The sequence below is a fragment of the Limnoglobus sp. genome (assembly GCF_059499385.1).
The window spans coordinates 67064-79322 of record NZ_JCABYM010000048.1 but is presented as its reverse complement, the minus strand read 5'-3'; the positions used below and the strand labels follow the sequence as shown (position 1 = coordinate 79322).

Genomic DNA, 12259 nt, shown 5'->3' with positions numbered 1-12259 from the left:
CGCCCACAGCAGATAGGGACCGACCTGTCTCACGACGGTCTAAACCCAGCTCACGTACCACTTTCATCGGCGAACAGCCGAACCCTTGGGAGCTTCTCCACCCCCAGGATGTGATGAGCCGACATCGAGGTGCCAAACCTCCTCGCCGCTATGAACGCTCAGAGGAGATAAGCCTGTTATCCCCGGAGTACCTTTTATCTGTTGAGCGACGGCCCTTCCATACGGGACCGCCGGATCACTAACGCCGACTTTCGTCCCTGCTCGCCCTATCGGGCTCGCAGTCAAGCACCCTTCTACGTTTACGCTCGTTGCCCGATTGCCAACCGGGCTGAGGGTACCGTTGCACTCCTCCGTTACCTTTTAGGAGGAGATCGCCCCAATCAAACTGCCCACTTAGCACTGTCCGACGCCTAGATTCATAGAACGTCGTTAGAATTCAAACACAACAAGGGTGGTGTTTCATCGACGACTCACCGTCCCCCGAGAGGGACGTTTCGCAGTCTCCCACCTACGCTACGCATGTTGGGTCTAAACCCAATACCAAGCTACAGTTAAGGTTCACGGGGTCTTTCCGTCTAGCTGCGGGTATGTCGCATCTTCACGACAACTACAATTTCACCGAGTCTCTCGTGGAGACAGTGTTCCAGTCGTTACGCCATTCATGCAGGTCGGAACTTACCCGACAAGGAACTTCGCTACCTTAGGACCGTCATAGTTACGGCCGCCGTTTACTGGAGCTTCGGTTGCGAGCTTCACCTTACGGCTAACCCTCTTCCTTAACTTACCAGCACCGGGCAGGCGTCAGTCTGTATACCGCCACTTACGTGTTCGCACAGACCTGTGTTTTTAGTAAACAGTCGCTAGAACCTTTTCACTGCGACCCCCACGGATGGGGGCAATCCTTTTCCCGAAGTTACGGATTTAATTTGCAGAGTTCCTTCACGAGAGTTCTCTCGAGCGCCTTAGAATATTCATCTCACCTACCTGTGTCGGTTTTAGTACGGTTACCGTGCGGTTTTCTTGGCTGTGTTCTCGTCCGTATCGGGATCTTAAACGCCCTGAGGCAATCTACTAAGCCTACCGGACTCGAACTCAGCGTCCCATAGTGCACGGTGAGCGCAGGAATATTAACCTGCTGTCCATCCGCTACGCCTTTCGGCCTTGCGTTAGGTACCGGCTAACCCTGGGCGGATTTACCTTCCCCAGGAAACCTTAGGTTTACGGCGAACGGGATTCTCACCCGTTTTATCGTCTACTCATTCCGACATAATCACTTGCAGCCGCTCCAGTGCCCGTCGTCCGTACACCTTCGCCGCAACTGCAACGCTCTCCTACCGTGTGCAAGCACACCCACCGCTTCGGTGCCATACTTGAGTCCCGTTCATTATCGGCGCAGAACCCCTCGACCAGTAAGCTATTACGCACTTTTTAAATGGTGGCTGCTTCTAAGCCAACATCCTGGCTGTCTCAGGGATTCAACTTCCTTTCGCACTGAGTATGGCTTGGGGACCTTAGCGGGTGATCTGGGTTGTTCCCCTCTCGACTATGAAGCTTATCCCCCACAGTCTAGCTGCCCGACCTTGGTACACCGGTATTCGGAGTTTGGCTTCGACGGGTAGCCGGGTAGGCCCCCGTTCGAAATCAGTCGCTCTACCCCCGGTGCCAACTAGTCGAACGTTAACCCTAAAGTTATTTCGGAGAGAACGAGCTATCTCCACGTTTGATGATACTTTCAATCCTCCACACAGCTCATCACCAAGTTTTTCAACACTCGTGTGTTCGGTCTTCCATGGGGTGTTACCCCCACTTCATCCTGGCCATGCGTAGATCACGTGGTTTCGCGTCTACCGCCCCCGACTTGGCGCCCGTTAAGACTCGGTTTCCCTTCGGCTACGCGCCAGAGGCGCTTAACCTTGCCGGTGACGATAAGTCGTCGGATCATTATGCAAAAGGCACGCCGTCAGGCCTGGGTTGCCCCGTAGCCCTCCGACCGCTTGTAGGCATGTGGTTTCAGGTTCAGTATCCTCCCCTTGTCGGGGTTCTTCCCATCTTTCGCTCGCGCTACTTTTCGCTATCGGTTGCTAGAGAGTATTTAGCCTTGCGGGATGGTCCCCGCCGATTCGGACTCACTTTCACGTGTTGAGTCGTACTCAGGAATCCTGCTAGGCCTCCACCGATGTCACCTAAGGGGCTTTCACCCGCTGTGGCCGGTCATTCCAGACCGTTTGGCTATCGATTCGGGTCCGCCGCAGTCCTACAACCCCGGAAGGGCAAGCCCCTCCGGTTTGGGCTGTTCCGCGTTCGCTCGCCGCTACTGACGGAATCGAGGTTTCTTTCTCTTCCTCCAGGTAATGAGATGTTTCAGTTCCCTGGGTTTGCTCGGGGATTCCGGCATCAAAGCTCGTTTGACAGCTCCGCCGGACTTATCGCAGTCTTCCACGCCCTTTCGCCTTCTAGCACCAAGACATCCCCCACACGCCCTTAATAGCTTGGCCACATTGCTCACCCCCTCACCCCGTGTCGCCACGCGATGGAGAAGATCGCAACAGGAGCTATTAGAACATTCCATACCTCGGGATAGAGGAATGGAATCGACGATAGACTTCGTTCACTTTCTAAGGCTCGTGCTCGAGAAATCATTCAACAAAACATCGCCACCGATAGTTACCCATCGGAGTCGATTTCTTGATGCGACTTCGTACTCACCCAAGTTGTCAAAGATCGTCGTTTGAGATCGAGGCTCCTGGCAATGCCACTCGCTACGATCTACGGGCCGGCTACCGAGGTTGCCCGCCGTTACTATCGCCAGTTCCGCCGCAAGTCTTTAGCAGACTTGCTATTGCGTCACTCGCGTGCAGTATTCTTAGTGGCGTCGCGATTCTTCGTCAACACTTCCCGAAGAATTTTTTTTTCGCGACTCCCGTGTTTCGTTACCACCTGTGGAGAAAAGGGGATTCGAACCCCTGACCCCCTGCTTGCAAAGCAGGTGCTCTACCAGCTGAGCTATTTCCCCGATCCTTGACCCCGTCCGAGTGCGGGTACTTGGATTCGAACCAAGGACCTCAGCTTTATCAGAGCTGCGCTCTAGCCAACTGAGCTATACCCGCAACGTCTCTGTTAAACACAAGAGCCAAACCGAATCGGGTTTGGCTCTGCCGGCGACACATTCCGACGAGAGCACTTCTAGGTGATGATTTCATCCCGTCCGTGGTTCGCGCGAATGTGTGTCGCCATCGTGGTTTCCCGTAGGTTCACAAATTCTAAGCAACGCGGCCGTGGCGTCAAGGCGACCCGCGCGAATCGTGTGCCGAACCGGGCCGGATTCGCGCGAAATCCCTTGAAATCCCGGCGTTCCTGCGGCCCTCCGGCGGCGGAAAAATCTTTCCGAAACGCCGGGTGGCCGCGCCAAAATCACGCCGAGCGGGCCACCGTCGGGGCCGTTTCCAGCCCACGGCCGGCCTTCCGTAATCGACGAATCCCCTCCGCGATTTGCCCCGGTTCGGCGACGCCGAAGCTTAACCGAGTCTCGTTGTTCGTGACCCGCCCCGCCTCGTCGGGGACGTGGCCGAGGTTGCCGGGGACGTAGATCACACCTTCCGCGATGGCCCGCTCGATCAGCGGACTGCCCTTCCCCGTCTCGACCCACTTAGGGAACGTCATCCAGACGTACATCCCGCCCGCAGGCACAGTCCACGTCACGCCGGGCCAGTCCGTGAATTCTTCCTCGATCGCCCGCAGCATCGCGTCCCGCTTGGTGCGATACACGCCCCGCAGTTTCTCGACGTGCTTGTGGAACGCCCTCGACTCCAACAACTTGCACAGGACGTGCTGGGCGAGGTTGGTCGAACCGAAGTCGTGGCTGCCCTTCAAGTTGCAGATCGGGCCTACCAGGTCGCGCGGGACCAGCGAATAACCTGTCTTCAGCCCCGGCGAGCACGGCTTGGAGAAGGTGCTGGTGTAGATGACGTACTCGTTCGTCGGGTCGAACCGCTTCACGCTCGGCAGGTCGTCGCCGTCGTACCGCAGCTCGCGGTAGGCCGCGTCTTCGAGGATCAAGATACGCTGCTTCTTACTAAACCGCTTCGCGATCTCGACCAGTTTCGGCCGTCGGTCCGCCGCTAGGCTCAGGCCGGTCGGGTTCTGGAAGTAATCGACGGTGTAGATGAGCTTCACCTTCGGCAAGTCACCCGCTCGGTCCAACTTTTCCAGCGTCGATTCCAGGGCGTCCATCTTCAGCCCGCCCGCGTCCATGGGGATCGTGACGACCTTTACGCCGTGGCTTTTGAGGCTGTCGTGGAAGACGAAGTACGACGGGGCCTCCGCGATCACGATGTCGCCGGGTTCGAGCAGCACCTCGCCGAGCAGGTAGAGCATCTGCTGCGAGCCGGTCGTCAAGATCACGTCGGCCGGACTGAGGTTGAGGTCGCCCGGCTTCACGCCGTCGGCCTCGCAGACGTGGTTTAACACGAGTTCGCGGAGCCGCGGCAGGCCCTGCGTCGAGCCGTACTGGAGGGCCGCCTTCGCCGTGGCCGGGTCCGCGAGCAGCTCGCCGACGACCTTCGCGACCTCCTCGCTGGGGAAGGCCGACTCATCGACCAGCCCGGCGGCCAGCGAGATCAGCCCCGGCGTCTCCATCGCCTTCTGGATGAAGTAGGTGATCGGCGAATCGGCCGTCCGGCGGGACCGGCTCGACAACGGCAACTCTGGCGGCATGACACGACCCTTTCGGTGGTAGGAAATGCAACCGACCCCGGAGGGTTGCTCCGGGGTCGGCACGATTTCAGTGACTCGCGACCCCGGATTACGGCGAACGGACGGCAACGGCCGCAACGACGACGGCAACCGCCACGGCGGCGGTCACGGTCGAACGGGTTGCGGCGGCTGCAGTCATAGTTCACCTTTCGGAGTAGAGAGAGAATAGCACCGAATCGGTTCGGGGGCCATCGCGAAATTCGTGGGCATAGTAGTAGGCACACTCCGTGTGCCGTCTCGTTCATGCTCCCAGAGAGTTCGTCCGAGCCGCTGCGACCGACAGCAGACGGCACACGGAGTGTGCCTACTACTTTGTCAATACTTCGCCAGGTCGCCTCCGCCCTTCCCCAGCCCGAGGCCGTCCACGACCGCCTTCGCGCCGTCGGCCATGAACTTCAGCTCGCTGCTGACGGCGATGAACTGCCACCCCTCGGCGATCCGCTTCTTCGCGTCGTCGATGCTGAACGTGTGAATCCCGGCCGGGACGCCGATCCGCTTGCTGCCGGCCAGGATGTCCGCCAGCGCCTTGTTGAACGCCTCCGGCGACGGCGGCTTACCGTCGGCGCTGCGCATGCTCGCCATCAGGTCGTTCGGGCCGACGAACACGGCGTCGATGCCCGGGACGGAGTAGATGTTGTCGAAGTCGGTCACCGCGTCGATGTGTTCGCACTGAAGGATGATCGCGATTTCGTCGTTCGCCTTCGCGTAGTAGTCGCTGGGCGTGGCGTTCCAGTTCAGGGCGTGGACGCTGCCGCCGACGCTGCGGGTTCCGAGCGGCGGGTAGAGGCAGGCCGTCACCGCGTCCTCCGCCTCCTTCCGCGAACAGACCATCGGCACGACAATGCCGTGCCCGCCGTTGTCGAGAACGCGCTTGATGTGATCGTGCTTGTTCGCCGGAACGCGGGCCAAGGCGATCCCCCCGGCGTCGGCGACGCTGCCGAAGATGTGCGTGGCCGTCTCGATGCCGACGAGCGAGTGCTCGATGTCCACGCAGACCCAGTCCAGCCCGCTGCGGGCGAGGAACCGGGCGGCCGTGATGTTGCCGAGGGACAGCCACGTCCCGACGGCCGGCTTCCCGGCCCGGAGGAGTTGCTTGATCGGGTTGGATCGCATGAGCGGCGTCTCGTGTGGGGAAAGGTTACTTCTTCACCTTGAGGTCTTGGAGTTCCTTCCAGATGTCGCCGTAGGCTTCCTTGTCGAACGGCGGGCAGCCGGTCGGGTACTGGCCCATCGGGTGGTTCTTCTCGCGCATCAAGGCCGTGCAGTAGCTGAACGTCCGGCAGACGCGCTTGCGGTCCATCTTGCCGTGCTCGGCGAGCTGCTTCACCCAATCGGGTTGGGCCAGCGACGCCCGGCCGACGCCGACGAACGTGATCCGCCCGTCGCGGAGGTTCGCGGCCCCGGCCTGCGGGAAGAACTCTTGCAGGTAGCTATACCCCGTGCCGACGACGGCGAGGCCGGGGTTCGCCTGTTGGATCGCGCCGGCGCACTTGAAGTGCCGGTCCACGCCGACGAGCGGGTGTTCCGGCGACTCGTACCCGTCCGGCGGCGGGTACTCGAACGGCCGGCCGAAGTGCGGCTGCGCGTAGGGGTTGCCGAGGGCGATGTTCACGAGATCGACGCCGAGGCTACGCATGTCCTGCACCCAGCGGATCGGCTCGGTCATGTCCGGGGTGAACGGGTCGGTTTCGCTCATGCCCCAGCCGTTGGCGAGCGGCGCGGCCCAGGCGTCCGGCGTGCCGTCGTCGTTGTCGCCCTTGTGGAACGGAATGCTGTCGAACCCGTTCATCCGCGTCGCGATGACGACGTTCTTCGGAACAACTGCCTTGATCGCCGTGAAGATTTCGCGGGCCAGCCGGGTGCGGTTCTCGAAGCTGCCGCCGTAGGGGCCGGGCCGGTTCCGCGCGCCGAGCAGTTCGCTCAGCAAGTACCGGTGGCACTGCTTCACGTCGAGGAAGTCGAACCCGACTTCGACCGCCAGCTTCGCCGCCGCGACGTAGTCATCGACGAGCCGCTTAAGCTCGTCGTCGGTCACGATCGGGTAATCGGCCGTGACCTTCGCCCCGGTCGCCTTGTTGGCGGTCGTCCGCGGGTCGAGGAGCGGGTCGTGGGTCGCGATGATCGGCCGCGGCACGCTGTACCGGCCGGAGTGGGTGAGCTGAATGCCGAAGAGTAAGTCCGAGTCGTCGCCGACCGATTCGCGATGGGCCTTCCGCGTTTCTTCGACGAGCTTCGCGAATGCCGTCTTCGTGCTCGGAATTAGCGAAATCTGCCGCGGGTTCATCTTCCCGCTCGCGGTGACGGCGCACGCCTCGCCCCAGATGAGCTTCGCCCCGCCGCCGCCGAACCGCACGTACCGACGGAACGTCAGCTCGCCCGGCGTGCCGTCGAGTTCCCCGTCGCAGCCCTCCATCGGGTGAATGCACCACCGGTTGCCGACGGTGCGGGAACCGACCGCGACGGGCTGCGAGAGCGGCGACAGGTCGTCGGTGAACCGCAGGTCGATGCCGAGGCGGGCGTTCTCGGCCTCCAGGTCGGCGACGGACTTGTACTTGAAAAACCGGGCCATCTACGGGTTCTCCGGCCGCAGTTCGGGCGTGTGTTCGCCCACGTCCGGCTGCGGCGTCCGCGGTTCGTGGAAGAGGAAGATGAACGCCACCATCGCCACCACACACCCGACCGTCGGGACCAGCCACACGGCCGACCAGTCCGTGACCGCCCCGACCGTGTTGATGTCCTTGACCCACCCGCTCACGACCGACCCGACGAGCGTGCCGGGGCCGCCGGAGACGAACGTGAGCAGGGCCTGCGCTCCGGCCCGCAGGTGCGGCGGCGCTTCCTTGTCGATATACAGCGCGGCCACGATCGTGAAGAACGTGTAGCTGACGCCGTGCATCGGCAGCGCGAGGGCCGTGATGGCCGGCAGCCCGCCGGCCATGAGAACGGAGTTCCGCAGCACCCACGCGGCCATGCCGACGAGCATCGTCGCCTTCAGCCCGAACCGGCCGACCATCACCGGCATCAAGGCCATGCACCCCATCTCGACGACCTGCGCGATGCTCAGCATCGCCCCCGGTTCCTTCATGCCGAGGTCCTTCACGTAGGGCATGGCGAACACGGTGTAGAACTGCTGCATCACCTGGGTGAAGAACGCGACGGCGGCGAACACGACGAACGACGGGTCGCGGAACAACTTCGCCGCGGGCAGGCCCATCACCTCGACGATCGGCCGGCCTTTCCCCTTCGGCGGCGTGTGCGGCAGCTTCCACCCCAGAATTCCGAGCACGAAATGGAACGCGGCCGCGACGTGGAAGATATCCGCCGAGTCCGCGACGAAGAAGAACTCGACGACCACGCACGCCACGATCCACCCGAACGTGCCGACGAGCCGGACGAGGCCGAACGTCTTCTGCGGGTTCGGCAGCGACCGCATGGCGAGCGTGTTCCCGACCGTGATCGCGAGGACGCACGAGACGCAGTACACGAACAGCACGGCGAACAGGGCGGGAAACGCCACGCTAGGATCGGCGGCCGGGCCGGAGAACTCGCGGCCGATCTTTCCCGCCGCGACCATGCACACGACCATGACGAGATGGATCGAGCCGACGAGCTTCTCGGACGCGAAGAACCGGTCCGCGAGCAGCCCGGTGAAAAAGGGGGCGATCAGTCCGCCGGCCGCGATCGTGGCGTAGACGGCGGCCGTCTGCTGCGAACTGAATCCCAGCCCGCCGAGTTCTGCCGGCCGGAGGAGCCACCCGGACAGCGGCACGACCCACGCCCCGAGCGCCCCGTATTGCAGGAACATCATCACGCATAGCCGGAGCGGGACGAACCGCGGACTTCCCTGTTCACTCACGGAAAATCGACTCCGGTAGGGGAAACGGACCGTAGACAAGATACGAGTTTGAAAACGGTTCGCGGCCGCGCCTTTCCGTGACCGGCCGCCGCGATTAGATTGCGGGATACACATGATGAGACCGCCCGCGGCGGGAAAGCGAGACGTTCGATGCAGGTCGAGTTGTACGGGCTGACGATGGACGCCCCCGGCGTCACGTTCTACCTCTGGTCGCCGTGGCGTTGCTCGGCCCTCGAACACAAGCTGTTCGAGGCGGTCGTGAACCTGCCGAACGCGAAGCTGGAGAAGGAGCCGGACGAGTTGAGGCTGCACGTCTCCGAGTCGAAGGCATGGAAGGCGGCCGTGCAGAACATGGCCCGCGTGCTGAAGGGGTGGCAGGAAGAGGGCGTGGACGCGAACAACGAGAAGCGGGCCTGGCGGTGGCTGATCGAGGGCGACGTGGACGCGAACGGGTACGACCACAAGGGCGAGAAGTCGGCGTTCTGGCTATTCCTCCGGCTGTCGATGGACCGCGGCGGCCCCGGCGACGAGGAGAAGGGCGAGGACCTCGACCTCAACGGCTTCGGCGTCTGCGTGTGGGGGAAGGAAGAAGCCTGACTTCCGAAGTCCGGCTTCGACTTCGGAAGTCGAACGGGACTTGCACCCGCGGGAGGTAAGGATCGCAACTGCGCCGCATCGACTTCCGAAGTCGAAACCGGACTTCGGAAGTCAGGTTACTTCGCCCCGATGAACGCGCCGCCGCCGAACGTCCGCTCGAACGGGTAGAACTCCACCAGCGGCTTCGAGTTCCGGCCGTCGAACACCCGCACCGGGACCGGGTAGTCCGGCCCCGGCGCACACACGATGTCCAGCACGCCGTCGCTGTTCACGTCGTGGGCCGCGACCCGGACGCCGCCGCGGAACTTGCCGGGGTATGGGGCCACCTCGCCGAGCTTCCGGCCGCGGATCGGGTCGAACACGCGGACGACGCCGCTCCCTTGCACGTCCGGCCCGACGATCACGTCCGCCCGGCCGTTCTTCGTGATGTCCGCCGTCGCCACCCACGCCCCGACGATGTGGTTCTGGTCGTAGGCCAGGAAATCGGCGAGGACGCGGCCGTTCGTCCCGGCGAAGACTTTGACCTGCGGAACGTGCTGCGGCCCCGGCGCGGTCACGATGTCCGGTAGGCCGTCGCCGTCCACGTCGCCGAGCGCGACCCGGACGCCACCGCGAAAATTTTGGTCGTAGGCGTTGAAGCTCGACAGTTCCTTCCCGGTCCGCAGGTCGAACGCCTTGACGTGCGACGTGGCCCCCACGTCCGCCCCGGTGACGACGATCGCCCGCCCCTGCCGGGTGCGGTCCGCGGCGGCGACGAACAACCCACCTGTCCAGTCGGCGTTGTACGCCAGGAACTCGCTCATCAGCCCGAGCGTGCGGCCGTTGAACACGCGGACCAGCGGCGGCATCCCGCGCTGCCCCGGCCGCGGCCCGCCGGGGGCGGCCACGATGTCCGGGATGCGGTCGCCGTTCAGGTCCGCGACGGCCACGCGGACGCCGCCGCGGTAGTTCGGGTCGAACGCGAAGAAGTCGAACAGCGGCGCATCGCCGATCTGGCCGAATACGCACACCCGCGGCCCTCCCCCTTCTCCGGCCCCGACCGCGAACATGCCGCGGGTGAGGAACCCGAAGCCCGGCTGGTTCGGGTCCGGCCCGCCGCCGACTTGCAACTGGTCGCCCAGTTGCCGGAACAAGCTCTCGACGCGGGCGATCTGGATTCGCACCGCCGCATCGGTCGCGAGTTGGGCCAGACTCGGCGAGATGTTCGCCCACTGTTGCGAAGCCTGCTGGTAGTCCGTGACGGCCGCCTGCAGCGTGCCGCCGCCTTCGAGCCTCCGCCGGAGTTGATCGACAGTGATCCCGAAGGCTCGTACCTGCCGGTCGAGTTGTCGCGTGTAGCCGACGGCGTCCACGCTGTTCGACGCGACGTGCCGCAGTTGCGTCGTCTGATCGACGACGGCCGACGCCGTGCGGACGATCTGCGTCAGCCCGCCCGCGCCGTCCTCAAACCCGAGCGCGGCGTGAAGCTGTTGGTCCGCGTACTGCGCCCGCGTGATCGCGGTCGAGAGGTTCGTGGACCCGGCCGACAGTTGCCCCGCCCGCAGCATGAACGCATCGACCGACGCATCAACCCGTTCGTCCGCCCGGATCAGTCGCCGCTTGTCCGCGGTCGTCGCCGCCAGCCGCCGGAGCGCGTCCGCGTCCCGCACCGCCTGATCCGCCAAGCGACTCAGTTCCATCTTCACGGCCAGCGATTCGCGGAGGCGGGACACTTCCGTGCGGACACTGTTCAACTCCGCGAGCAACTGGTTTGCCGCGTGCTGAACCTGCGACTGGTAGAACTGGTCCGACGAGACGCCGCCGAACCCGCGCGACAGGTCGGTCGAGAGGTCCGGCCGGAATTGCCCGGCCGCGGGAAGTGCGAGCATCGAACCGATGGCGAGGGCCAGGAAGCGGGACATGGTGCGTCCTCGGAGGGGCTACCGCTGATTCTAGCCGTGCCGCTGCCGTTTCGTCGGGGACCGCTAGAATTCGCCCGCGAGACACTCTCCCGAGGCATCCCATGAAGGCGCGTCAGGCGGTCATTCTCGAGCCGTACAAGGTCGGCGTCCGCGAGGTCGAGATTCCCGAACCGGGGCCGAACCAAATCCTGGTCGCGGCCGAATACTCCGGCATCAGTGCCGGGACGGAGCTGGCCGTCTACACCGGGTCGCACCAGTGGCTGAAGGACCCGAACATGCCGGACTGGAAGTTTCCGTTCCGGTCCGGCTATTCGGCCGCCGGCCGGGTGCTGAAGGTCGGCAAGGACTTCCCCGGCGGCTTCCAGGAAGGCGACCGCGTGAGCTTTCCCGGCAACCACGCGTCGGCGGAGCTGTTCACCGTCGGCCACGAGCGGTGCCGCGTCTGGAAGATGCCGGACGACTTGAGTTTCGAGAAGGCGGCGGTGGCGTGCATCGCGCGGTACGGCCTCGGTGCGTCCATCCGGGCCGGGCTGACGCTCGGCCGGTCGGCCGCGGTCCTCGGCCTCGGCATCATCGGCCAGTTCGCTAGCCGCTGCCTGATGGCCGCGGGCGCGTCGCCGGTCGTCGGCATCGACGAGGTCGCGATGCGGCGGGACGCGGTGAAGGCGGCTGGGATCGACCACGTGATCGACCCGAAGGCGGGCGACGTGAAGCAGCAATTGGCCGCGGCCCTCGGAACGAAGGGGGCAGAAATTATCGTGGACGCGACCGGCGTTCCGGCCGCGATTCCCACGGCGATGAGCCTGGCGTGCGACGCCGGGCAGGTGATCGTCGTCGGCAGCCCGCGGGGGATCGCGAAGGAGGTGAACTTCTACGACGACCTGCACCGCCGGTACATCGAGGTGAGCGGCGCGCACGGGAACATGTTGTTCGAGCCGGCCCACATCCGCCTCAACGGGGCGTGGGACATTCACAAGGCCCAGCACTGGCTGCTCCGGCAGCTCGCGAACGGGCGGCTGTCGCTCGCGGGGTTGGTCCGGCACACGATCACGCCGGAGCAGTTGGGCGACGCCTACGAGGGGCTGCTGAAGAACAAGGACGAGTACTTGGGCGTCGTGATGAAGTGGGTGTGAAATGACGAACCCACCCGTCG

General features: G+C 63.9%; 7 protein-coding genes, 2 tRNA genes and 1 rRNA gene. 2 read left to right on the top strand and 8 right to left on the bottom strand.

The window, feature by feature from the left end; translation table 11 throughout:
• The 7 genes from AC5JJ2_RS09250 to AC5JJ2_RS09220 form a co-directional block, all read right to left on the bottom strand.
• Positions 1-2495 (bottom strand): 23S ribosomal RNA (locus AC5JJ2_RS09250); the annotation flags it as partial.
• Between the two features lie 445 nt (positions 2496-2940).
• Positions 2941-3013: transfer RNA gene (locus tag AC5JJ2_RS09245), tRNA-Ala, on the bottom strand.
• Between the two features lie 20 nt (positions 3014-3033).
• A tRNA-Ile gene (locus AC5JJ2_RS09240) sits at positions 3034-3107 on the bottom strand.
• Positions 3108-3411: 304 nt separating this feature from the next.
• Positions 3412-4713 carry an aminotransferase-like domain-containing protein gene (locus tag AC5JJ2_RS09235; RefSeq protein ID WP_495857691.1) on the bottom strand — a complete coding sequence of 434 codons (1302 nt, stop codon included), beginning with the start codon at positions 4711-4713 and terminating at the stop codon, positions 3412-3414.
• A 354-nt stretch (positions 4714-5067) separates the two neighbouring features.
• On the bottom strand, positions 5068-5865 hold the full coding sequence (locus AC5JJ2_RS09230) for an HpcH/HpaI aldolase family protein (protein ID WP_495857690.1): 798 nt from the start codon (positions 5863-5865) through the stop codon (positions 5068-5070).
• Between the two features lie 25 nt (positions 5866-5890).
• On the bottom strand, positions 5891-7321 hold the full coding sequence (locus tag AC5JJ2_RS09225) for an oxidoreductase (protein WP_495857689.1): 1431 nt from the start codon (positions 7319-7321) through the stop codon (positions 5891-5893).
• Entirely contained in the window at positions 7322-8608 is a 1287-nt protein-coding gene (locus AC5JJ2_RS09220; protein WP_495857688.1) for an MFS transporter, read from the bottom strand.
• Between the two features lie 150 nt (positions 8609-8758).
• On the opposite strand from AC5JJ2_RS09220, the gene AC5JJ2_RS09215 reads away from it, so the two are divergent.
• Entirely contained in the window at positions 8759-9205 is a 447-nt protein-coding gene (locus AC5JJ2_RS09215) for a hypothetical protein (protein ID WP_495857687.1), read from the top strand.
• Between the two features lie 116 nt (positions 9206-9321).
• Here AC5JJ2_RS09215 and AC5JJ2_RS09210 read toward each other — a convergent pair whose 3' ends face one another.
• Positions 9322-11106: an FG-GAP repeat domain-containing protein gene (locus AC5JJ2_RS09210; RefSeq protein WP_495857686.1), complete on the bottom strand. Its 1785-nt coding sequence runs from the start codon at positions 11104-11106 to the stop codon at positions 9322-9324.
• 101 nt (positions 11107-11207) lie between these two features.
• On the opposite strand from AC5JJ2_RS09210, the gene AC5JJ2_RS09205 reads away from it, so the two are divergent.
• Positions 11208-12239, top strand: a complete 1032-nt coding sequence (locus AC5JJ2_RS09205) for a zinc-dependent alcohol dehydrogenase (RefSeq protein ID WP_495857685.1) — start codon at positions 11208-11210, stop codon at positions 12237-12239.
• Positions 12240-12259: the final 20 nt, after the last annotated feature.